We start from the raw sequence: 24,535 nt of genomic DNA, 5'->3' as shown, positions 1-24,535 counted from the left end.
AGGATTAGATAGACAGGCTGCGGTGGTAAATCATGACCTGGGCTGCTGAAACCGGCAGCAGCGCTTCAGAAGATGAAGCTGTAACAACATTCGTGCTGGAAACAGTGGTTTCAGAAGTCTCAGTCTGAGCATTAGATACCTGCACAGCTGCTAAAAATGACAAACTCAAAATGGCACACATTGCTATATATCGCATAAATATTCCCTCAATTGTTATTGGGGAATGTGACTTCCCCTCCCTGATGGAGCGAATGTTAAGGTGCCGGTTTTCTGCGTATGTGATGTTGGTCACTAAGTTTAATAGTGCGGCTGCTTTGAGTTGGTATGGCGCTGAAAAACTTGCAGCGTCGCAGGCTTTATGATGTGCTCTACAAGTGTTATAGTCAGTGTAAGCTTGAACAGTACAGGAGATGCCAATGCTTGCTAAAAATGTAATGAGCACCGATTTAGTCAGTCTCCAGTTGGGGGCAACGGTAAGAGATGCGATTGCTCTGTTTCAGGAATCTAGCCTGCATGATTTTCCTGTGATTGATGATCAGGGAAAACCTGTCGGTATCGTTACCTCCCGCTCCATTTTGCACTGTGCAGTGCCCCGCTATGCATCTGATGAACTGCTGGCTGTGATGAAAGCAGGCCCGGATATTGAATCGGTATACAATAATCTGGCTGCCGAGCTGGATCGTCAGGTCAGTGATGTGCTTGAGCGGAATTTCGATGAGGTGAAAGGCGATATGCCGACCAGTGCGGTTGCTGCCATGTTGACTCACTTGAAGGGTGACTCTCGTAATATTCTTGTGGTGGATGAGGCCGGGAGGCTGATCGGTATCATTTCAGCACGTGATATCATCTGCAGGTTGCCGGAAAAAACAGAAGTCTAGTTTATGATACTCATAACAGGCATATAGGGGTTAGCGCTGGAAGCCGGAGCAATATTCCTGTCGCTGGTGCTTATTTTGCTGTTTGCACGAGTTCTGGGCGAGACGGCAGCATGGCTGAAAGTGCCGCCGGTTATGGGCGAAATGCTTGCCGGTATTATTCTGGGTCCGAGCCTGCTTGGTTGGGTTGAACTCAACGATATTATCCAGACGCTGGCCGAAATAGGCCTTATTTTTCTGCTATTTGAAGTTGGACTTGATACGAATCTTTCCAGACTGGTGAAAACTGGTCACAAGGCTTCGCTAGTCGCCATCGGTGGTTTTGTTGCACCATTTGTTGGCGGTTTTGCCTTAAGTTACTGGTTGTTTGATTTGCCGCTGCTGCTGTCGCTGTTTGCCGGTGGGACGCTTACGGCAACCAGTATTGGTGTGACGGTGCGCGTATTGCGTGATCTGAAGCGTCACAAGTCACCCGAAGCACAGGTCGTTCTTGGTGCTGCCGTTCTGGATGATGTGCTTGGTGTAGTTCTGCTAGCCGTACTGTATGAATTCTCAGTGTACGGTGGAATCAGCCTGACCAATATCAGTAAGGTGCTGATCTTTATTGCAATATTTATGATTCTTGCCCCTATAGTCGCCAAGCTGATGGCGGAAACCATTGGTCGCTATGATAAAAAGAGCAAAATTTCCGGACTTATTCCCACGACTATTGTGACGCTGGTGCTATTTTTCGCATGGCTGGCACATCTGGTGGGTGCACCGGCCCTGCTGGGCGGTTTTGCTGCCGGCCTGGCTCTTTCCCGTCGTTTTTTCCTGCCTTTCGGTGCTGCTCTGATGCAATCAGATGGAAAATTTGTACGCAGGATTGGCCACTCGATGCGTCCGATTATTCAACTATTCACGCCGATATTCTTTGTTGTAGTTGGTCTGTCGCTGAACCTTCAGGAGGTGGACTGGAGCTCGGCGTCTATATTGATGATGAGCTTCCTGTTTATCGTCTGGGCCATGCTGAGTAAATTAGCCGGTGCTGCGATGCTTAAAGAGTCGAACCCGTTTCGCTGGGCGGTAGGACTTGCGATGATACCGCGTGCAGAAGTGGGCCTGATCTTTGCCGAACTTGGTCGGGTATCGGGCGTGTTTGACAATGATATGTATGCAGTGATGATCATTACCATTGCCGCTACAACTGTATTGCCGCCATTTATACTGAAGTGGTTTTATGGTCGTTATGGTCATCTTGTGCCGGATAAGGATTCGATCTCGGGTGTTTAAGCTTTATCGTCATTTTATGGATGGCAAACCGCTATATCTGGTGCGCTATTACTGGTGGGCATATCTATGGCCGAGATCGGTCTGGTTTTTTGATCATCAGCCGATTATCAATGCCATTCTCTTCGGGCAGTACAACAGGCTGATGTCTGCGACACTTGAGTGCATGAAGAAAGCGCCACTGCAAAGGGTATTGCAGCTCACCTGTGTGTACGGCTCCCTGACGCCGAATCTGATCAGGCAAGTATTGCCTGCACCGCTTCACATCACGGATGTAGCCGAAGTGCAGCTGGAGTTGGCTGCAAGCAAGGTGGAAGCTGGTCAGAAATTATGTGCAACGCGAATGAATGCCGAACAGTTGGCTTACAGGGAAGACAGTTTTTCCACCATTGTGCTGTTTTTCCTGCTGCATGAAATGCCACACGAGGCTCGCTGCAACACGCTTTCGGAAGTCATGCGCACACTTCAGGTCGGCGGCTCATTGATCCTGACCGAGTACGGCACACTACCCAGCAGACACTGGCTGTATCGTTTTCCTCTGACTCGCTGGATCACCACTAGCCTGGAGCCGTTCCTCTACAGTTTCTGGCATGAAGATATTGAAGCGCTGTTCAATGAGCTGGGCCGGCCCTTTAATAAAAGCGTTGAAATCGTCTCACATCAAAGCATCTTTGCCTCATTCTATCGCGTCACCGAATTCAGGGTGCGCAATTTATCGATGGATGAACAAGGGATAGAAACACAGTGATGGAATCCATCTGGATGTTTATTTCGGAATTTTTCGATGCTTGGGGCTGGTGGGTTGCCGTGGGTTCTGTTGCCATGTTTGTCATCAGCCTTGCTGCCATGCCATTTATTGTTGCACGCATTCCGGTGGACTATTTCACCCATCACGGCCGTCATCGCATGAGTCAGAGTTCCCGGCATCCAATCTTTGAGTTGCTGCTGCTCGTGTTGAAAAACATCCTCGGCGCAGTGTTGCTGCTTGCCGGTATCATTATGTTATTCACACCGGGGCAGGGACTGTTAAGTATTCTGTTCGGTCTGATGATTATGAACTATCCGGGTAAATACAGACTGGAGTGCTGGATTATCCGCAAACCTCTTATTTTCAGCAGCGTAAACAGTATGCGCAAAAAACAGGGGCAGCCTCCGCTGGCTGAGCCGGAAGCTTGAATAGCGGGCACCTGCATAAGCGCTTGTAATTATCCAAGCTGCCTCTGACAACGCGTCCACCTGTGGCGGCAGGTTATCTCCAGAAATTTTTGTCTTCTCAGGCGCCGTGCAATAGTAATTCACTACCTCTGATGTAATGCATAAAAAGATAATGGTTGATTTTTTGAGCATTGTTCGAATATTATTCGTTTTTTTGATGAGGTGAATATGCTGCGACGAGAGAAGCGGGAGTTACGTGAGAAAGAGATTATTGAAAGGACAATCGAGTTGTTGTCTGAGCGTGGTTTTCTTGCGTTGCGCATGGCTGATGTTGCCAAAGAGACCAAGTATTCAATGGGTACCATCTACTCACACTTTGAGAGCAAAGAGGATCTTCTGGTGGCCTGTGCTCAGGCACTGGTTCAGGAGCATCAGGTACTGTTTAACGCCATTGCCACGCAGCCCATACCCGCCATTGAAAAAATCATTACTGTGGCCCAGTGCAGTTGGCAGCTTTCAAGAAATCATCCCGATCTGATCGAGATCGATAACCTCTCACTGATGTCGTCAGTCTGGCGCAGGGCAACCAAGCAGCGCGCACATGAATTGAACGAGTTACACGTTGAGTTGGCGAATATGTTTCTGGATATTGTGCTGGAAGCGATTGAGAAGAGTCTGGATGGATATGAGAAGCTGAATCATGCCCAGACTGAACAGTTAGCGCATCACCTGACCCACGGCATGTGGGGCCTGTGCGTGGGACTGTCCAGTACCGCGCAATCCGGTTATGCCAGCACTCTCTGCCCTGAGAGTGGTGATGAGAGTTATATCCACTTTGCCACCAACTACAGCAATTTTCTTAAAGGTTATGGCTGGCAGGAAGTACATCCGGATGCTGTATTTGAACGCTGCAAAACTGTTGCACAGCAGTGCATCAATCAAACGACATGGTTTGCTAACGGAGAAAAGAGCTTATGAGTATGCCAAAGCGTAATGCGGCCTTGCCATTGTTGTCTGTTCTGATGATCGCCGGCTGTGCGGTAGGCCCCGACTTCCAGTCACCTCAGGCAAGTTCAGTGAAACAGTATTCCAGTGAGCAAGCAGCATTGAAACTCGACGTTGCTCCGGATCAACCGAAACTGGTTCAGAGTGATACTGTTCCTGCATTGTGGTGGCAGTTGTTTGAATCTAAAGATCTGGAGCAGTTAGTGACGCTGGGGCTGCAAGAGAGCCCCACACTGGCAGCAGCCAGGGCCAGATTGAAAGCTGCTGAAGAGTCATTCAGCGCCGACCACTCATCCATTCTTTTTCCTTCTGTAGATGCAAGCCTGAGCAGTTCTAGACAGAAGATATCCGGCGCTGCATTTGGTAACCCGGGCAATGGCAGCCAGTTTGCGGTGCACACTGCTTCAGTGGATATCAGTTACAGCATTGATCTGTTTGGCGGGGGTCAGCGCTATCTGGAAGCAGGTCTGGCACAGGTTGAATTTGAGCGCTTTCAGCTGCAGGCGGCTCAGATCACATTGACCACCAATATCGTGACCACTGCTATCAATGAAGCTTCTTTGCGCGAGCAGATCACTGCTATGCAGGAGATTATCACTGCAGAAGCCGAGAACCTGAAGGTCGCAGAATTGCAGTTCGAGATTGGCGTGATGGCTAAAGCGGATCTATTGAGTCAGCGCACATCTCTGGCGCAAAGACGTACGCAGTTACCTGCACTACAAAAAGCCCTGGCTCAAACCAGACATCAGCTGGCAACACTGGTCGGAAAGATGCCGGGTGACATGAACCTGCCGAAATTTGCATTCGATACATTGAACCAGCCGCAACAAATTCCGGTGACACTTCCTTCAACCCTGACACGTCAGCGGGCTGATGTGAGGGCTGCAGAAGCACTCCTGCATCAGGCCAGTGCACAAGTCGGTATCGCTACCGCAAACCTCTATCCCAATATCGGCCTGTCGGGCAGTTATGGTACAGAAGCGGTGAAGCTTGCCGACCTGTTCAGTGCCGGCACAGCTATATGGGGTTTGGGAGCAGGTATTTTGCAGCCGTTGTTCAGGGCTGGAGAACTGCATGCCAGAAAACGTGCCGCGATAGCCGGATTTGAACAGGTCGCAGCCGAGTACCGGAGCAGTGTTCTGCTCGCCTTTCAGGACGTGGCGGATGCACTGTTAGCACTACAGGTGGATGGGCGGCAGCTGGAACTGGAAAAACAGTCAGAGCAGATGGCATCTGAGACGCTGGAACTGGTGAACCTTCAGCATGAGCAGGGGGCGGTGAGCTTGCTGACACTGCTCAATGCCCAGCAACAGTATCAGGAATCAAAAATCAGCCTGATTAAGGCACGCGCAGCCCTTTATACGGATACCGCTGCACTGATGTATGCGCTTGGTGGTGGCTGGTGGAATCAGGGTGCTGTCCAGACAGTTCAGGATGATGAAACGAATACGGAGAAACAACTATGAAAAAACCTATGCGTAAACGGATGACCATTATGTTGGCCATCGTCGGCTTCGTGTTTGCTGCGATCATCGGCTATCAGATGTTTGTAGCCAGTATGATGAAACAGTTTCTCTCTTCTAATGCTCAGCCACCGGCTACGGTCACAGCCATGCAGGTCACTGAACAAGAGTGGCAACCTCAACTCAGCGCTGTCGGTAGCCTGCGAGCCGTTCAGGGTGTGGAGATCAGTGCTGAAATTGCCGGAATTGTAAAAAAAGTGCATTTCAAATCGGGTGAGGTGGTCAAAAAAGGTGATCTGTTATTAGAACTGAATAGTGCTGAAGAACTGGCGCAGCTGGAATCACTGCGTGCAAGCCGCAAGCTGGCCGAGATCAATTTCAAGCGGGATCAGAGACAGTTTAAAGTGCATGCGATCAGCAAGGCTCAGCTGGATGCCTCTGAAGCGGAATTAACCAGTAAACGGGCACAGCAGGCACAGCAGCAGGCCATTATCGATAAAAAACGGATTCTTGCCCCTTTTGCCGGACGTCTTGGTGTCAGTACATTGAATCCGGGTCAGTATCTCAATCCGGCAGACAAGATTGTGTCGTTGCAGAATATCAGAGCGCTGTACGTAGATTTTAATATGCCGCAGAAGCATGTTGAGAAGCTGAAGCAGGGGCAGAATATCAATATTCTGCTGCAACAGTCCGGGGCAGATCCGGTAGCCGGGAAAATCACCACGATCAACAATATTGTCGATCAGAGCACACGAAATGTAAGGGTTGAAGGGCTCATCGATAATGCTGACGGCATATTGCTGCCGGGCATGTTCGTGAATGTTAAGATTGAAACGGGATCTCCTGAAAAATTACTAACGCTGCCACAGACAGCGATCAGCTTTAATGCCTATGGTTCAACGCTGTTTGTAGCCAGGGAAGTCGAGGCTGCAGCTGATACGGAAGAGAAAGCTTTGCCCGTAGCACAGCAGTTGTTTGTGAAAACCGGGGACAAGCGCGGCGATCAGGTTGCGATTCTTGATGGGCTCAAGCCGGGTGAGTTGGTTGTGACCTCCGGGCAAATGAAATTGAAGAACGGCACGCCTCTGATTATTAATAATGAGGTGCTGCCGGCAAATGATGCAGCACCCAAACCACAGGAACAGTAAAGATGATATTCTTTCAGGAGCAAGCAGTGGTGCTCTCACTTCACGATAGCGGAATTGCCAAAGCTACACGCACTATTGCGCGCTCGCAGAGTGTTGCACAAAAAGGCAGGACTGCCGTTTGGACGGGCAAAGCTCGCAATGATGGTGAGGAGCATGGAGGTGCGGCATGAATAATTATACAGACATCTTTATCCGCAAGCCTGTACTGGCAACTACCATCAGTTTACTGCTGCTGGTGCTGGGGCTTCAGGCGATGATGAATATGCCGATTCGCCAGTATCCTGAAACACAGAATGCCGTGGTGACGGTGAGCACAGTCTATTATGGAGCCGATGCCGAAACGATTTCAGGCTTTATTACCCAGCCGCTGGAGACTGCTATTGCTCAGGCTGAAGGTATCGATTATCTATCCTCGGTCAGCGTTAGCGGTGCTTCTACCATCAGTGCAACATTAAGGCTGAACTACGATTCAAACAGGGCACTTACGGATATCAATGCCAAAGTGAATGCGGTGCTTAACCAGTTGCCGGCAGAAGCGCAGCAGCCTGTGCTCACTGTGCAGGTGGGTGAAACGATTGATTCCATGTATATGGGATTTTTCAGCGATGTACTGGCCAATAACAATGTCACCGATTATCTGTTAAGGGTGGTCAAACCCCAGCTCGATGGTATTGAGGGCGTTCAGCGGGCTGAGATTATCGGTGCACGTCAGTTTGCCTTGCGTGCCTGGCTTGATCCTGCGCGTATGGCTGCCTACGGTATTTCTGCCTCTGAGGTATACTCAGCCCTGGCCGCAAATAACTATCTGGCCGCTCTGGGTAGCAGTAAGGGACAGATGGTCAGTGTTGATCTGAATGCTGCAACCAATCTGCACTCTGTTGATGAGTTCAAACGACTGGCTATTCGGGAAAAAGATGGTGCGATTGTGCGTCTGGAAGACATCGCCAATGTGGTGCTCGGTGCAGAAGATTACAATCTGGCTACGGCGTTTGATGGTGATAAATCTGTATTTATTGGTATCAAAGTGGCTCCGGAGGCTAATGTGCTGGAGGTTGTCCAGCGCGTACGTGATGCCTTTCCTTCAATTCAGGGGCAGATGCCTAACGGCCTGAGTGGCAAAATCGTTTATGACGGCACCAAATTTATCCAGAGCTCGATCGATGAGGTGGTCAAAACACTCTTTGAGGCTTTGCTGATCGTGGCTCTTGTAGTGTTTGTTTTCCTTGGTAACTGGCGGGCGGTTATTGTGCCGCTGGTGGCGATTCCGTTATCACTGATTGGTGCATTTTTCATGATGCAGGCGCTGGGCTATACCATCAACCTGCTCACACTTTTATCACTGGTATTGGCAATCGGCCTGGTGGTCGATGATGCGATTATTGTTGTGGAGAATGTTGACAGGCATATGCATGATGAGGGTAAAAGCCCGTTTGAAGCAGCGCTACTTGCTGCGCGCGAACTGGGCGGTCCGATTATTGCCATGACGGTCGTGCTGATTGCTGCCTATGTGCCGATCGGTTTTCAGGGTGGTTTGACCGGGGCACTGTTTACCGAGTTTGCATTTACGCTGGCCGGAGCAGTAACGATTTCAGGGATAGTGGCGTTAACACTCTCGCCAATGATGACCTCTAAGTTGTTCAAGCCCAAACAGCAGGAATCCGGACTGGTTGAATTTATCAATCGTCAGTTCTCACGCCTGCACGGTGGCTACCAGAGTCGACTCACAGGCACATTGGAAACCTGGCCGGTGATGGTAGTGATGGGGGCGCTGTTGCTGGTTGGTGTGGTTTATCTCTTTGCTACTTCCAAAGCGGAACTGGCACCGGAAGAAGATCAGGGTATTGTGATGGCACATGTGGTGGGAGCACCCAACGCCACTGCTCAGCAGATGGCTGCCTATGCTGATCAGGCATACCAGCTTGCACGTGATCTGCCTGAATATGACCAGATGTTCCAGCTGACCGGTATCCCGACAACGAATCAGGGCATGGGTGGTGTGCTGTTTAAACCCTGGGAAGAGAGGGACCGTAGTGCAGCAGAGATGCAGCAGGAGCTGCAGGCAAAATGGAGCACCATTGCCGGCGCTCGCGTTGCTGCATTCCAGTTTCCGGCCCTGCCGGGTTCCGGTGGTCTGCCACTGCAGTTTGTGATCAAAACGACAGAGTCATTTGAGAACCTGAATGAGATAGTGGGCAAGGTGCTGGGCAAGGCTCAGGCCAGCGGCATGTTCTTTTTCATCGATTCAGATCTTAAGATTGATAAGCCACAAAGTACCCTGGTGGTGGATCGCGATATGGCCACGAGTCTGGGGCTTACCCAGCAGGGGATCGGTGCAGCGCTCGGTGCAGCACTCGGTGGCGGTTATGTGAACTACTTCTCGATAGGCGGTCGCTCTTATCGGGTGATGCCGCAGGTGGCACAGGAGCACAGACTTAATCCTGAGCAGGTGCTGGATTACCAGGTTCGCACACCATCGGGTGAAATGATCAGTGCATCTACGTTTGCCTCCATCACGCATGAAGTGGTGCCGGAGTCGATTAACCGTTTCCAACAACTGAATTCGGCTACGATTTCCGGTGTATATGCACCGGGTGTATCACAGCAGCAGGTGCTGGATTTCATGCAGCAGGCACTGAATGAAGCAGCACCGGCCGGTTATAATCCGGATTATGCTGGCCCGTCACGCCAGTATATGCAGGAATCCGGCGGATTCGTTTTCACTATGCTGTTTGCCATCGTGATTGTTTTCCTGGCATTGTCTATCCAGTTTAACAGTTTTCGTGATCCTCTGGTGATTCTGGTTTCTGTGCCGCTTGCACTATTGGGTGCACTGCTGTTTATCAATGTCGGTCTTGCTTCGATCAATATTTATACGCAGGTGGGACTGGTCACCCTGATGGGGCTGATCAGTAAACATGGCATATTGATGGTGCAGTTTGCCAATGAGTTGCAATTGCAGGGCAGATCAAAGCTGGATGCGATTATTGAGGCTTCATCTGTGCGTCTGCGTCCCATTTTGATGACAACGGCTGCCATGGTGCTGGGCGTATTGCCACTGGTGCTGGCCAGTGGCGCGGGCGCGGCAGGCCGCTACTCGATGGGGCTGGTTATTTTCACAGGCCTGTCGATTGGTACACTGTTTACCTTGTTTGTGGTGCCGGCTGTTTACATCCTGCTGGCCAAAGATCGTGCCAGCGAAGTGGTTAACAGCGAGCAGGAATTGGAATTGGCTGAAAAGTTGGCTTAACTTTTCAGCTCTTCAGCCATTTCACGGGTGGCGTGCCACCCCTGCTGCGCTTTTTCGCCGGTCCACTCGGCTGCTTCACTTGCCGCTTTGCTGGTTGTATGCCATGCCGAGCGGGAGTGTTGCACAGTCCAGTCAGCAGCCTCAGATGCCAATGCCTTCGTGTTTTCCCATGCGGAATGGGCACTGAGCTTGGCTTCCTGCCACAAGTTCTCTTCAGCTGTTGCCAGTTGTGGCGCATTCATCAGGCCAAAGATCATCAAGGAAATGATCATCACTTTTTTCATGGTTCGACCTCCAGGTAGATGGTGAACCCCGATTTCTAGATGGGTGCTGATGTGCTGTCAGTGCCTTTCATCACAAAAACAACGAATCAAATGAAGGCTTGCATTAGGTCGTTGCTGATTTAGACGTTCAACATTGGTAGCCAGAGATACTGTGTAAATCTGCGCATCCTGAATACGCCAATAGTTAGCTCAAACCAGTCATTGAACTTTAATCATCAAGCAATTCGTTTTTGATGATTTCACTCAGCTCGGATATTTTGAATGGTTTACTGACAATGGGACAATTTTTTACTGCGGGCGGAATTTTATTGCCGATCTGTTCAGTCGAATATCCCGAAACAAAGATCACCTTGGTTTCCGGCCTAAGCTTTTTGATTCTTCTGGCCATTTCAATGCCGCCCATTTTAGGCATGACAATATCACTAACCACAAGGGCTATTTCATTTCGATGTTTTTCAAAAGTTTCAAAACCCATGATGCCATCGTCAGCAGTTATTACTTTATAATTCAGAGACTTCAACATGTCTCCAGTTGTCTGTAAGATAACATGCTGATCATCTACAAGTAGTATTAATTCACCATTTCCTCGAAAGAGTTTGCGAATTTTCGCAGGGTGAGTTTCAGTTTTTTCTTCCAGCATTGGTAAATATAAAGAGCATGTGGTTCCCTGATTTACCACTGAATCAATATCAATAAAGCCATGGTGAGACGTTATCATTCCATAAACCATGGATAGCCCCAGGCCGGAACCGCTTCCCTCTGGTTTGGTGGTGTAAAATGGGTCAAATACAAAGGGCATATCTCTTTCTTCAATGCCATTACCATTATCAGATACCGATATTTTTATATAAAAGCGTTCTGTTGCCTCTTGTTGCCTTAAAAAGCGTTCACTTTTATCCACTATACAAGCGTTGATCGTCACTCTGGGTTCACTATCGCTGGCATGAGCAGCTGCATATACCGCATTGTTTACGACATTATTTAAAGCCTGCTGGAAAAGGTTTACATCGACCATAGCTTGTTCTTCATCAAGGTTGAAACTGAGTGAGAGCGATATGTTTTCAGGTAATAAAGTTTCATAGAATTTTTCGAATTCTTTCAGAAAGGGCAAAATAGAGGTTTCTGAACTTTCACCCATCCCTTTACGAGAAAATGAAAGTAATTGACGGATGATGGATGCTGAGTGATCTACAGACTGTTGAATGACATCCAACCGTGAGTGTACAGCCTCATGATCGTGCAGAATTTGCTGTGCCAGAAATACATTACCACTAATTGCTGCCAATGAGTTATTAAAATCATGAGCAATTCCACCAACAAGGGTACCAAGGGCCTCCATTTTTTGTGCCTGATGAAACTGTTCTTCCAGTTTTTCCTGTTGGCTCATATCCTGCTGGATACCGATATAGTTCACTGTATCCCCTGACTTGTTTTTCACTGCCGCAATAGTCAGTAGTGCTGGGTAAAATGAACCATCTTTTTTACGGTTTGTAATTCGCCCCTGCCACTTGGAGTTTAGCAGAAGGTCTTCCCACATCTTTTCATAGTAATCATCCCCCTGATTGCCGCTTTTTAGAATTCGCGGGTTTTGCCCTATGGCCTCATCACTGGAATAACCCGTAATTTCAGTAAATGCATGATTAATAAATTCAATGCTTCCATTCGGGGAGGTGATCACAATCGCCTCAGCCGATTTATCGATCGCAGTTAAAAGTTTGTTGCGTTCACGTTCTGCAGCTTTTGCAACCGTGACATCCTGAATAGAGCAATGCACTTCATTTTGTGAACGATGCAGGACTCTCCCATCAATAATCACATCCAGAATCTTCTCGCTTTTGGTGATGAGTGTACAAGGGCAGTGTTTGATTTGTTTCTCGCGTATAAATTTATCGAATTTTGATGTAAACGCGTCAAGCTCAAACTCTGGAATCAGGTCCTTGAAATATAACCCAACAATTTGATTTTCTGGCCATTCCAGAAGATCTAGCCAGGCTTTATTAACCAGCAGAATCTTCCCATGCATATCCATGGTGCAAAACGGGATTGGCGAATCGTTATAGAGGGAGCGGTATCTTTTGTTAGTGATTGCGAGCTGACGGGTTCTTTTTGATAGCAGTTGTTTCAGAATGATGACTATGATGAGTACACATATAAGGATGCTCAAAAAGAAAATAATGCTTGGCTTGTGATCATGCCAGATGGATGGTTTCTCCATCAACCATTTTTGTTTTAAAACGTCGATAGCGCTTGATTGCTCCAGAAGTATCAATCCTCGGTTTATTTCAGATATAAGCTTGCTGCGCCCCTTTTTGGCAGCAAAGGCAAAAGGCTGTTCGAATAGCCCCCCAGCCGATTTTTCGATCAGAAAGTGATTAAAACCATGTTCTGTAATGTGAGTTGATCCTGCTTTATCTGCTGCGAAAAAACCGGCAATTACTCCTTTTTGTAAAAGTGTAAAACCTTCTTCCTTGCTGGAGACAATGACTTTCTCTATGTCATTACGATGACGGAAATGTAACAGGGAAATATCATTTTTCTGAAATGCGATTTTGTGACCAGCAAGGTCCTCAAGGCCGGTCAGGGAAGAAACCCTGTTGATGAATAATGCCTGATAAATTTTGCTGTGAGGATTTGAAAATTCGTAAAGATGTTTTCTTTCAGGCGCAGCAATCATGCTCACCAGATCAACGCTACCTGATTCAAGTGATTTGACAGCACTTGGCCATGCCATTGGCATGAATTGGAATGTCACATGCAGTATTGGCTCAAGTGCTAACAGGACATCATGATTATAACCGTGCACTTGCCCGTTCTCTGAAATAAATTCATAGGGAGGGTATTCTGCATCGATGGCCACTTTTAATATTTTTCCAGCTCCGACTGCAGCAAGGGCAGGGCTGGAACATGCCATTATGATGAACAGAAAAAGCCATGATCTGAGCTTCATCAATACTCCCTAGCACAATATGATGTGTGAAACAGCTGCATCACTTTGCTTCAAACAAAGCCATAGATATATATCGGTGATTTATCCTGATCCTTTAATCGATGTTCACTCGCACCGGCGATTATCCTTGTCCGGATTCACGTAGATGTTTGCTGCAATGTGCAGGATCAGGTGTTTGAGTGTGCCTGTTTCCACAGCCTTGAAGAAGCCAGGCAGTGGCTATGAGTGAGGCTGCTGTCGGTTAATCCGGATAGAGTCCCGGCAGCGCTTTCTGCTTATCCCCGTTTATTTCAGGCTCTTTAATAAAACGTCCTTCTTTTATGGTCTGCAACAGGGTTTTGCCATCCCAGTCTGTTTGGATGTTTGCATAGATTGCTTTTTCAAGCGCCAGCACGTCTTGAGCTGCCTCGCTGTGACACTGTTTAACCAGTGATGAGAGTGATTTCGGTGGCGAGGAAGAGTTCTGCGCTTCAGCAAGCTGTAATAAAGCCATTTCACAAGCTTTGAGATCATGACTTTGAACGGCTTGTTCAACTGCCTTGAGGGCCTCATTCCTGCTCAAAGTGCGGTTCTTCTCTGCATCAGGCGTTGTGCCTGCATGCTTTCTTCGGGAACGCCACAGCCAGGCCAGTGTTAACAGCCAGCCTGTGCTGGAAAATGTTGCCAGCCACCGCCACCAGGATGAGTCATGCTGACCATTCTGAGCAGGAGGAAGTGGCGGGTTCGTTTCAGTGCTGTTTGATGATTCAGGAGCTTTCGGGGTGACTGCAGGCATATTGGCCGCTTTATCTGCAATAACCTTGAAGCTGCGTGCCGGGATAATCACTTCTTCAACCTGGTCTGTTTCACTATTCCACCAGTGCAGGCCTATTTCGGGCAGAATATAAGTGCCGGGTCTGGTTGGCATGATGGCAATTTTCTCCTGTCGCACGCCCGTAATGCCGTTTTTCTGTTTATCATCGCTCAGCGCAGGTTTGTCAGGATATGCTTTTAGATGATCAGGCAACTCACTGGCAAGAGCCGGTAGCTGGCTGGATGTCACGCCATCAGCAGATATACGCAAAGTTCGGGTGATCGGTTCTCCTACAATGTATTCAGAAGATTGTGGCCATGATTCTTCCAGCTTGAGCTGTTTAGCCGGTAACCATTCACGATGGGCCCAGGCATCAGGTATCCCTTCCACATTCAGGCTCAGGGAATTTGAGCGAATGCGTATGGGTTTGGTCGACTGGTAGAAGCCGGAGCCAATCAATATGGAACCATCAAGCTGCAGCGGTTCAATTTCCATTAAGCCGCTTTGCTGAGGAAACAGGGCATAACTGCGCTCAGTGACATGCCAGTTGCGACTGTTTTTTGTGACCTGATAGGTGGCGTCTTCACCGAGCCTCTCAATAATGGCATGTGTGGGTTTCGGCTCGCTCAGCTGCCCTTGATTCAACGATACAGCCTGATAAATACGAACCGTGATGATAGCCTGCTGCTGCACTTTCACCTGCTTCGGCTCTATCTCCATATCCATCCAGATATCGCCGCTTGGCTGCTCTCCGGTAGCGCTGCGCGTTTTTTCTTTGCTGACCTGAATGGAAATCGTGCGGGTAGTGGCAGATCCGACTTTCATGGCTGGAATGATCAATGTGCCGTTTCGTTTGGGGCGTAATACAATATTCCAGCTTGCTTTCCTGTTCATTGAACCATTGATCAGGCTGTATGAGGTGCTCTGATTATTTGCAAGGATGTCGAAATCTTTCTGCAGCACATCTGTCTGCGGTTCACCACTGTCATCACTACTGATTTCAATGCTCAGGTTCACCGTTTCATTTTCGCTGATGTTGAAGCGATCTACTTGCACCGTGACAGCAGCCACGGCCTGGCCGCACCACATCATAAGCACCAATAAACAACATTTGTACGCCATCTTCACCATGTCTGTGTCCCCTTATTTCCGGACTGTTCTCCCTGCTGCCTGTACTGATACTGAAATTTACGTTTCAGCAATCCCCCCGGATCATCCGGGATTCGCCTTAACCATTGCTGGCTGGCTTTCATCTCTTCGCTTTGCTGCTCATCAGCTTGCTCTGTCTGTGCCGCCTGTTCGGACTGCTCTTCTTCCTTATCACCAGACTCTGCCTGCGACTGCTGGCTGGATTGCTCTTTCTGTTCATCACCGGCCTGGTTCTGCTCAGGTTGCGGCTTGTCATCTTGCTGGTTGTTTTCCTGTTGCTCATTGTTATCCGCAGCACTCTGCTCCGGCTGAGCATCCTGTTCAGACTGATTGCCGGATTTATCTTGCCGATCGCCACTATCCGATTGACTGGATGATTGCTCCTGCTTTTCATTGCTCTGCTGCTGATCACCTTGTTCATCAGACGGTTGCCCGTCACCCGACTGATTCTGATCAGACTGCTGTTGTTCAGATTTCTGTTGGGCTTTTTTCACCAGTTCAAGATTAAACTGCGCATCTTCATGCGCTGCATCTTTCGCCAGAGCCTGTTCATAGGCCTTTGCAGCACCCTTCAAATCACCTGCTTTTGCCAAAGCATTACCGCGATTATACCAGCCATCCGCATGTTCGGTGCTTGTTAGCGTATCAGCGGACTCCTTGTATTTGCCTGCACGGTACTGGGCGGCGGCTTTCCAGTCCGGGTTTTCAAAGCGGCTGGCGGCGTCGTCGGCATCCTGTTGTATCAGAGCCTGTCCCTGCTGGTCTCTTGTCTGCCACCAGTCCTGCCACGCCATGGCATAAGCACTGTCGGAAAAACCGAATGGCAGCACCAGTAAAAGCAACAGCAGGCCACGCCTGAAGGCCAGACTCAATAAAGGCAGTAGCAATACCAGCAGTAACCACGGCCCTTCCTCACGCCAGCGGTCGGTCTGCATGCTCTCTTTCCTGCTTTCGGCGGCCTGTGAAGGAATCAGATCCGGCAGGCTGTTTATATCCGAATCATCAAAACGGATGGCGCGATAGATACCACCTCCAGTATCTGCCAGTAAGGATAATTCCGCCTGATTCAAGCGCGGGATGATGATGTTTCCGGCACCATCCTTGAGAAAGCCACCTTGCTCGTTGCTGCCTGAGACAGGTATCGGTGCCCCGTCTTCTGTACCCACGCCGAACACACTGACCCGGTGTCCGGCTTGTTGCAGGCGCTCTGCGCTTGCACTGGCGGCTGCATCCACACCATCGGTCAGCAGCAATACATGGCCATTTGAGATTGCTCCACGCTTGAACATCGCATAGGCATGTTCAAGGGCTGCTGACGCCTTGCTACCCTGAGCGGGCATCATCGAGGGATGAAGGGAATCCAGCATGGCAAGAATCGCCCGGTTATCCGTGGTCAACGGCACCACATCAAAAGCTGAACCGGCAAATACGATCAGTCCCGTCTGTCCCTCTCTGCGCAGAGCCAGGATATCCTGTAACTTCTGTTTGGCGCGAGCGAGCCTGTTGGGTTTCAAATCCTCAGCCAGCATGGAGCGGGACAAATCCAGCCCGATCACCATGGCAGACTGGCTCTGGAACAACGGCTGTGGCAATTGCTGAAATACAGGGCCTGCCAGCGCAGTACAAGCCAGTACCCCTCCAGTCATCAGAGCAATCAGGACTGCTTTTGGGCGCTGTTGTGAGACAGTTTCCCCAACCAGATACTTCAGCATCACCGGATCACACAGTGCCGCCCAGCCGTTGTTACTGCTGCAGGTGCGCCAGACATACGCAGCCAGCCACAGCCACAATGGAATAAGCAGCAACCACCATGGGCGCAGAAAATGGAAATCAGCCAGCAATTCCATCAACGCCGCCTCACTACGGGTGTCATCGAAAGCAGCAATCCGGCTGTCAGCATTAGCGCCAATCCAAGCGGCCACATGAACAGGGCATGACGGGGTCGGAACATCTGCGCATCTTTTTCCACCGGCTCAAGTTTATCAATGATGCGATAGATCTGTTGCAATGCTTCGGTATCACGAGCTCTGAAATATTTGCCGCCGGTCAGTTCGGCAATTTGAGTCAGTGTTTTTTCATCCAGTTGAGCTGAGGGGTTCACTTGCCGGTTACCGAAAAAGGAGCGTACGATCATGGCATCTGCACCAATACCGATGGTGTAGATGGTCAGACCTGCTTTGACGGCCAACTCCGCCGCCTGATCGGGAGAGACTACACCGGCGGTATTCACCCCGTCGGTTAACAGGATCAATACCTGATCGGTACTCGCAGCTGTTTCCCCCTGCTTTAATCGTTTTACAGCCAGACCAATGGCATCACCAATAGCCGTTTCCTCACCCGCCAGACCGATCACGGCTTCATTCATCAGTATGCTCACGGTATCACGGTCAAACGTCAGTGGCGTCTGCACATAGGCTTTGGAGCCGAACAGAATCAGGCCGATACGATCACCCTCTCTTCTTTTGATAAAGGCATTGGCAACGGCTTTGGTGGCAGTCAGCCGGTCGGTCTGGCGTCCGGATAACACGAAATCCTGTGTCTGCATGGAACCGGAAATATCCACAGCTAGTAACAGGTCCCGGCCGCTGACTGGCAATTCCACCGCATCGCCTTGCCATTCAGGGCGCGCTGCCGCCAGCACCAGTAATAACCAGGTGATCACTGCTAAAGCCAGCCGCAAACTGCTGCCAGATGTTGGTTTCGTGCCGTCTCCTGCTTCCAGTTCACTCGCAAACGGTACCCATGCCACATTGCCGGACTGTGATACAGGGGGCATCCAGAAGCGCACCAGCAACGGCAATGGCAGCAGCAACAGGGCCCAGAGAAATTCCAGAGAAATCGATGTCAGAGATAGGGAGGTGGCCATCAGCGTTGCGCCTCCAGCCACTGGCGGGTGATATCGTACAGTCTCCGGCTATCCTGCATTGAATATGGCCGGTAAGGCGCATCGAGAAGTAATCGTCCTTCACCAAGACAGAAACTATCCTGCTGCCATTGTGAATCCAGCCAGTTTAACCAGGCCTCTCCGCTTAATCCTGCTACAAGCTGCTGCTCTTTCTCGTCAGCCAGCTGCATGGCAATACGGCGCAACAGGGCCGAAAGATCAGCAACAACAGTGTTGTCATCGACGCCCGTTGCGGGTTCAAGTCTGTTTAACTCCTGCATGGCAGCCGCTAAAACCTGATCCCGTGAATAGCTCACTATCAGCGGTTGATTGCGGGCAGCATCATGCTTGCGCCACCACCAGATCACTAGCCCTGTAAGCAATATCGTACAAATGAACAGCAGCCACCAGCCGGGAGCGGGAGGCCACCACGATACGGGATCAGGCATGTGAATATCACGCAGTTCGGCAAGCGGATCAGTTGCGTTGTTCGTAACGGGCATGCCATTCATCGGCTAATCCCCAGTCTGGTCTGCAGAGCAGTGTACGGATCATCCGTAGTGGCACATTCGATCAGGAAAAAACCGGGCAGCATATCCAGTCTTTGCAGGGCATCGCGCCGTTCGGCAAAGCGCTCACTATGCTTATTGCGTACAGCACGGCTCGCGGTATCAGCCTGTTTTACTGTATATCCATCGGAAGCCTGCAAGAGACCGACATCGGTCATCTCCGCCTCAAACTGATCGTACACCAGTACAAACACAATATTGTGATGCTTCAGCAACTGCCTGAGTAATATGACACAGGCCTCATCAATGCCTCTGCCATCACTGACTATCATCAGCATGCTGCCGGTTAGCGCTGCATGCGAAGCTTTCTGTAATGCGGAAAACAGTGATGCACCTTGCCCATTCGTTCGCTGTTGCCACTGGGGATGATTGACGATATTGCCAAGCAGACGCATCACGGATCGCTTGCCACGGCCAGGCCGAATCAGAGCGGATGTTTTTGCAGCACTTGCATCGAATAACATGCTGCCGACCCGATCCCCATGATGCATGATACTCCATGCCAGCAGAGTGGCGCATTCGGCAGCAATCACAGCCTTCAATGCGCCTCGCGTGGCAAAAAACATGGCCGGTCGCATATCCAGCAATAATAGCGCCGGTCGTTCGCGCTCTTCCCTGAACAGCTTGGTGTGCGGTTTGCCGGTTCGTGCGGTGACCCGCCAGTCCATGCTACGAATATCATCTCCCGGCTGATATGGGCGTACTTCATCAAATTCGATGCCGCGCCCCTGAAAGCGGGAGAGGTGACCTCCTGCCATCAGGGCGCGTGGATAACCTTCCCGAAGCTGCAGCGTTGCGGCGGGGCGTTGCAGGCGAATCAGATATTCCAGTTCGGGCTGCAGCGGGTTTGGCCGCTGCATGGTCAATGGTTTCATTTACGGGACAGCGACACGTCCGAGCAGTTCGGTTATCACATCATCGCTGCTGATGCCGGCTGCTTCCGCTTCGAAACTCAGCAGCAGACGGTGGCGTAACACATCCGGAGCAATGGCCTGGATATCTTCCGGACTTACATAATCGCGACCGCTTAACCATGCATGTGCACGTGAGCAGCGATCCAGTGCAATCGTGGCCCGCGGACTGGCGGCATATTGAATCCAGTCGGCCAACTGCTTGCTGTATTTTTCCGGTTGGCGCGTCGCCATGACCAGGTGGACAATATAATCCTCCAGCGATTCAGCCATATGCATACCTATGACCTCTTTTCGCGCAGCAAATAGATCGGCCTGAGTGACACACTGCTCAATCACAACCTGCTGATTAAACTCACCTCTGGCCAGTCGCAGAATCGCCTTCTCGGTTTCAGCGTCCGGATAGTCGATAGTGACATGCATAAGGAAACGGTCCAGCTGCGCTTCCGGCAGTGGATAGGTGCCTTCCTGTTCAATCGGGTTCTGTGTCGCCATAACCAGAAACAGTTCTGGCAGAGTATGGGTGACTTTGCCGACTGTAATCTGGCGCTCGGCCATCGCTTCGAGCAGAGCTGCCTGTACCTTGGCCGGTGAACGGTTAATCTCATCAGCCAGAATCAGGTTGTGAAACAGAGGGCCTGCCTGGAAATGAAAAGAGGCATCCTGTGGCCGGTACACTTCTGTGCCGGTCAGATCCGATGGCAGCAGATCGGGGGTGAACTGGACACGATGGAAATCGCCTTCGATACCATCAGATAACACCTTGATCGCTTTTGTTTTGGCCAGGCCGGGAGCACCTTCAACCAGCAGATGTCCGTCAGCCAGCAGGGCGATCAGCATGCGATTGATCAGCTTCTCTTGTCCCAGAATACGCTGGCCGATCTGTTCATTCAATTGATGAATGGGATTTGACATGTGCTTCTCCTCTGAGCCTTTCTCCAGGCTGGCGGAATCTTAACAAATGGACTGGTTTCTTTTCCAGTTGTAGTTGCTGTGAACAGGCCCTAGGTCAGTCCATGCATGCCGGTCAGGAAAAAGCGGGTGATCAGGGCAACAATCAACGCCACGCCGATGGAGAGGGCAATAGAGAAGAATGCCTCCTTGCGGCCGATCACTTTCAGCATCACGGCAAAGGTGGAGACGCAGGGAATGTAGAAGAGCAGGAAAACGAGGAAAGTGGTGATCTGAATACTGTCCAGTACCTGCCCGACTTCAAAGGTCCCCAGTGCCTGATATATCATCACCAAAGACAGCTCTTTCCTTAATACACCGAACAGAATAGGTACACCGAGCACAGCTGGCAGACCCAGCGCCCAGACAGTAACCGGGGCCAGAGCGGTATTGATGATCTGATCGGCGCCTGCAAATTGCAGCAGGGCAAGAATCACACTGCCGCCTACCAGCAGTGGCGTAACAATCGTGAGAATGTCACGGGTACGGCTCCAGGTGGATGACAGTAGCGGCTGCATCTTCGGCCAACCGTAAGCCGGGATTTCCTGAATCATGCCAGGGCTTATTTCCGGATAGCGGTGTGATAACAGGCGGCCAAGAATCGCAATGACCAGCAAACTCAGTGTGAACAGCAGGAATACACCCATGACACCGAGATATTTGGCCCCCAGCGCTAATACAATGGCTGAGCGGGCCGAGCAGGGCACAAAGGTAATCAAGAGTGATGACACCACACGGTCACGGCCGCTGGATAATCCTTTTGTTGCAGCAATGGCGGGCACGTTGCAGCCAAGCCCCAGCAGGAACGGCACTGCCACCTTGCCGTGCAGGCCAATGGCATGGAAAAAACGGTCTACGACAAAAGCGATGCGGTGCATGATGCCACTCTCTTCCAGAGCCACCAGCATCAGTACCAGCGGTAGCATATAAGGTACGACAATGCCGATCAGGCCAATCAGGCCATCAACTACAGCGCGACCAATCACACCGGTCGCGGTATCCGGCTGCCAGCCTGAAACCATATCTGCTAGCCGGGCTGCAGACATGGCATCCAGCGCTGTACTGACCTCAAAGACCATGAACAGCACAGCCGCAAAAACACTGAGTGAGCCGATCAGTCCCCAGCTTGGATGCAGGAATAACATGTCGAGGCGATCTTCCCAGCTTATTTTTGGTTTATGAACCAGTCTGGCTACGTCTTCAAACAGGACGACAGAGCGGTGGTGGCGATCAGCATGGACCTCATCGGTCAACGGTCGCGGCAGGGTTTTATCGGCTTCGCTATGCAGCGCCCTGATGGCAGGCAAGGTTTCCGGGAAGTGACTTTCAAACTCTGAGAGAAAATAGGCATCTTTTTCCAGCAGGTTCATCGTCAGCATACTGCCGGGCATGGCGAAGGCTTCATTGATTTCAGGCTGGTCAATCGCCTCATGAAGCTTTTTTGCCCATGCCTGGATATGCGGGCTGGCAGGCTGTGGTAGCGGGCAGACCGGTTTCCTGCCGGTTTTTAAAATCTGCTGAAACAGCTCGGTCAGGCCGTGCCCTTTCAGGGCAACCGTTGGGATGACCGGCACTCCCAGCTTTTCAGAAAGCAGATCTTTATCAATCTCCACACCTTTCCGGTGAGCTTCATCCATCATGTTTAAGGCAATTACGACAGGCAGACCCAGCTCAGGCAGTTCAAGGGCCAGTTCGAGGCTCTGCTGCAGGGAACTTGCATCAATCACATAAACAAGCACATCGGGGCGTGAAAATGGTGCGGGAGGTTCAGAGCGCTCATGGCGTGAGATCAGCGGACGTGCATCTCCCCAGAGCAGATATTTCAATGCTTCCAGATCATCACCCTGCAGATCGCGCAGTGATTGCAGGTCGGGAAGATCAACCAGGTGTACTTCATCCGCGCCGATCTGAACCGGGCATTCCGCATATGGTTTGTGCGTACCTGTCAGTTTACCTGTGCGATAACTGGTACTTGCGACGGCGTGAAAGATGGTGCTTTTGCCGCTGTTATGCTGGCCAACCAGTGCCACGCGCAGACGATTTTCGCCGCGGTAGATGTGTTCATGCCATGTCAGCGGCTGAATTGTGTCGGATTCCTGCATAAGCGCGGCAGAATTTACTCTGATTCCGGGCCGCGGCAAGTCGACACCTGTCGCATCGATACAATTTCTGCAATACTTGAGTGAAACGCTTTATCAGGCTATGGCTCCAGGAGGTGTGATGGAAATCAGCTATTTAAACGACGCACTGGTTATTCTTGTTGCAACCGTGACTGTCGTTGTGCTGTTTCTGCGCATGGGGCTGCCGCCTATTCTGGGTTATCTGGCTGTTGGTGTGGCCATCGGTCCTTACGCCTTGGGCTGGGTGTACGATGTTGAACACATTCGAACATTTGCGGAATTCGGTGTTGTATTTCTGCTGTTCACCATCGGTCTGGAGTTCTCTACCTCTGTGTTGATGCGCATGAAAGCATCCGTGTTGGGGCTTGGCAGTGCGCAGGTATTACTGACTGCGGGACTGACGAGTGCCGTGGCGATTGTTTTAGGTTTGAGTCTGGAGAGTGCACTGGTGATTGGTGGCGTGGTGGCGATGTCATCGACTGCACTGGTCACCAAGCAGTTGGCTGATCAGGTTGAACTGCATACGCGGCATGGTCGCAACAGTATTGGCATCCTGCTGTTTCAGGATCTGATGGTGGTGCCATTTCTGATTCTGGTTGCAAGCCTGAGTGATACAGCAAAGCAGGCATCCACACTCACTGTGCTCACCGCATTGCTGCAAGGTATATTGGCACTGCTGCTTATCTTTGCCTTCGGGCGCTGGGTACTCAGGCCCTTGTTCAAAGAAGTGGCCCGCTTCCGCTCCGCCGAGCTGTTTACCCTGACAGTATTGTTAGTGGTGCTCTGTTCAGCATGGTTAACCGGATATATCGGACTTACGTTTGCATTGGGTGCTTTCCTTGCCGGAGTCATGCTCAGCGAAACAGAATACCGGCATCAGGTTGAGTCTGAAATCCGCCCGTTCAGGGATGTGTTGCTGGGTCTGTTTTTTATTACCGTGGGTATGATGCTGGATATTTCGGTGTTGCCGGAAACATGGCCTCTGGTGCTGGCTCTGTTTGCAGCTCTGTTACTGTGTAAATTACTGCTGATTGCAGGCTTTTGTCGCATGGGGGGCTGGAATGGGGCTGTGTCCATGCGTACCGGGCTTATTTTGGCACATGGCGGCGAATTCGGTTTTGCCATTCTGATTCTGGCTATGGATGGCGAAGTCCTTCGTCCGGATGAAGGACAGATTCTGCTGGCAGCCATGCTGTTCAGTATGGCGCTGGCACCAATCATTATTCGCTACAATGGCGAAATTACATCCCGGTTATTACCCCGCTCTGTCGAAAAAAGCCGACAGGAGATCAAGGATCAAATAGAGGGCAGATCTCATTCGCTGAACCATCACGTGATTGTTTGTGGTTTTGGCAGGGTAGGCCAGCACTCTGTGGATTATTTATCCGAGCATCATATTCCATGTATGGCCATAGATCTGGATTCGGAACTGGTGCAAAAAGGCATGGCTGAGAAACAGCCTGTATCTTATGGTGATGCAGGTTCTCTGGAGCTGTTACATGCCTGTGGTCTGGGGCGTGCGTCGGCGCTGGTGGTCAGCATGATTGATTTCAATACGGTCACGAAAATTATTTCACGTGTGCGCGCTGTTTACCCTGAAATACCGATATTTGTCAGGACACGCAAAGAGATTCACCTGTATCAACTCTATCAGGCAGGCGCAACGGAAGTGGTGGCCGACACTTTTGGCAGCGACCAGATGCTTAACTCTGATATGCTGAAAAGATATCATCTGGGTAGCCCGGCAGGGGAGTATTCGATTTAG

The 24,535-nt window shown here is 50.4% G+C and carries 19 protein-coding genes; 10 read left to right on the top strand and 9 right to left on the bottom strand.

Annotation, left to right across the window (positions count from 1 at the left end; genetic code table 11):
* Positions 1–416: 416 nt before the first annotated feature.
* The 9 genes from MMIC_RS05445 to MMIC_RS05410 all read left to right on the top strand — a co-directional run bounded on the left by MMIC_RS05445 (position 417) and on the right by MMIC_RS05410 (position 10,162).
* Positions 417–878, top strand: coding sequence for a CBS domain-containing protein (locus MMIC_RS05445; protein WP_072659442.1), 462 nt, complete (start codon positions 417–419; stop codon positions 876–878).
* Positions 879–944: 66 nt separating this feature from the next.
* Positions 945–2,147: a cation:proton antiporter gene (locus MMIC_RS05440; protein ID WP_227819379.1), complete on the top strand. Its 1,203-nt coding sequence runs from the start codon at positions 945–947 to the stop codon at positions 2,145–2,147.
* Positions 2,140–2,892 (top strand): rhodoquinone biosynthesis methyltransferase RquA, encoded by a 753-nt coding sequence (rquA, locus tag MMIC_RS05435; RefSeq protein WP_072659440.1) that lies wholly within the window; start codon positions 2,140–2,142, stop codon positions 2,890–2,892. Before MMIC_RS05440 ends, rquA begins: the two co-directional genes overlap by 8 nt.
* Positions 2,892–3,320, top strand: a complete 429-nt coding sequence (locus MMIC_RS05430) for a PGPGW domain-containing protein (RefSeq protein WP_072659439.1) — start codon at positions 2,892–2,894, stop codon at positions 3,318–3,320. Before rquA ends, MMIC_RS05430 begins: the two co-directional genes overlap by 1 nt.
* 207 nt (positions 3,321–3,527) lie before the next feature.
* Positions 3,528–4,277 (top strand): TetR/AcrR family transcriptional regulator, encoded by a 750-nt coding sequence (locus MMIC_RS05425; RefSeq protein WP_072659438.1) that lies wholly within the window; start codon positions 3,528–3,530, stop codon positions 4,275–4,277.
* Positions 4,274–5,770 carry an efflux transporter outer membrane subunit gene (locus tag MMIC_RS05420; RefSeq protein WP_083530461.1) on the top strand — a complete coding sequence of 499 codons (1,497 nt, stop codon included), beginning with the start codon at positions 4,274–4,276 and terminating at the stop codon, positions 5,768–5,770. The genes MMIC_RS05425 and MMIC_RS05420 overlap by 4 nt, the downstream gene beginning before the upstream one ends.
* A complete protein-coding gene (locus MMIC_RS05415; protein ID WP_072659437.1) occupies positions 5,767–6,915 on the top strand; it encodes an efflux RND transporter periplasmic adaptor subunit in 1,149 nt (382 codons plus the stop codon). The genes MMIC_RS05420 and MMIC_RS05415 overlap by 4 nt, the downstream gene beginning before the upstream one ends.
* Positions 6,916–6,917: 2 nt before the next feature.
* Positions 6,918–7,085 carry a hypothetical protein gene (locus MMIC_RS12690; RefSeq protein ID WP_171966465.1) on the top strand — a complete coding sequence of 56 codons (168 nt, stop codon included), beginning with the start codon at positions 6,918–6,920 and terminating at the stop codon, positions 7,083–7,085.
* Positions 7,082–10,162: an efflux RND transporter permease subunit gene (locus MMIC_RS05410; protein WP_072659436.1), complete on the top strand. Its 3,081-nt coding sequence runs from the start codon at positions 7,082–7,084 to the stop codon at positions 10,160–10,162. The genes MMIC_RS12690 and MMIC_RS05410 overlap by 4 nt, the downstream gene beginning before the upstream one ends.
* Here MMIC_RS05410 and MMIC_RS05405 read toward each other — a convergent pair.
* The 9 genes from MMIC_RS05405 to feoB form a co-directional block, all read right to left on the bottom strand.
* On the bottom strand, positions 10,159–10,446 hold the full coding sequence (locus MMIC_RS05405) for a hypothetical protein (protein ID WP_072659435.1): 288 nt from the start codon (positions 10,444–10,446) through the stop codon (positions 10,159–10,161). The genes MMIC_RS05410 and MMIC_RS05405 overlap by 4 nt on opposite strands.
* A 208-nt stretch (positions 10,447–10,654) precedes the next feature.
* On the bottom strand, positions 10,655–13,393 hold the full coding sequence (locus MMIC_RS05400) for a PAS domain S-box protein (RefSeq protein ID WP_072659434.1): 2,739 nt from the start codon (positions 13,391–13,393) through the stop codon (positions 10,655–10,657).
* A gap of 241 nt (positions 13,394–13,634) precedes the next feature.
* The gene (locus MMIC_RS05395) at positions 13,635–15,278 is read right to left on the bottom strand and encodes a BatD family protein (RefSeq protein WP_171966464.1); all 1,644 of its coding nucleotides are present in this window, start codon (positions 15,276–15,278) and stop codon (positions 13,635–13,637) included.
* A 32-nt stretch (positions 15,279–15,310) separates the two neighbouring features.
* Positions 15,311–17,257, bottom strand: a complete 1,947-nt coding sequence (locus tag MMIC_RS05390; RefSeq protein WP_227819378.1) for a VWA domain-containing protein — start codon at positions 17,255–17,257, stop codon at positions 15,311–15,313.
* Entirely contained in the window at positions 17,182–18,201 is a 1,020-nt protein-coding gene (locus MMIC_RS05385) for a vWA domain-containing protein (protein ID WP_072659431.1), read from the bottom strand. The genes MMIC_RS05390 and MMIC_RS05385 overlap by 76 nt, the downstream gene beginning before the upstream one ends.
* Complete coding sequence (locus MMIC_RS05380) at positions 18,201–18,731, bottom strand: DUF4381 domain-containing protein (RefSeq protein ID WP_227819377.1); 531 nt, start codon at positions 18,729–18,731, stop codon at positions 18,201–18,203. The genes MMIC_RS05385 and MMIC_RS05380 overlap by 1 nt, the downstream gene beginning before the upstream one ends.
* Positions 18,728–19,663 carry a DUF58 domain-containing protein gene (locus MMIC_RS05375; RefSeq protein WP_227819376.1) on the bottom strand — a complete coding sequence of 312 codons (936 nt, stop codon included), beginning with the start codon at positions 19,661–19,663 and terminating at the stop codon, positions 18,728–18,730. The genes MMIC_RS05380 and MMIC_RS05375 overlap by 4 nt, the downstream gene beginning before the upstream one ends.
* Positions 19,664–20,614, bottom strand: a complete 951-nt coding sequence (locus tag MMIC_RS05370; RefSeq protein WP_072659430.1) for an AAA family ATPase — start codon at positions 20,612–20,614, stop codon at positions 19,664–19,666. It lies immediately after the preceding gene.
* Positions 20,615–20,703: 89 nt separating this feature from the next.
* Complete coding sequence (gene feoB, locus MMIC_RS05365) at positions 20,704–22,752, bottom strand: ferrous iron transport protein B (protein WP_083530460.1); 2,049 nt, start codon at positions 22,750–22,752, stop codon at positions 20,704–20,706.
* 118 nt (positions 22,753–22,870) lie between these two features.
* Here feoB and MMIC_RS05360 point away from each other — a divergent pair, with 118 nt between their 5' ends.
* Positions 22,871–24,535, top strand: coding sequence for a cation:proton antiporter (locus MMIC_RS05360; protein WP_072659429.1), 1,665 nt, complete (start codon positions 22,871–22,873; stop codon positions 24,533–24,535).

Origin of the sequence: Mariprofundus micogutta (genome assembly GCF_001895085.1) — a bacterium.
GTDB lineage: Bacteria > Pseudomonadota > Zetaproteobacteria > Mariprofundales > Mariprofundaceae > Mariprofundus > Mariprofundus micogutta.
Note: the sequence above shows the minus strand (reverse complement) of the source record. Positions and strands in the feature narration are given on the sequence as shown.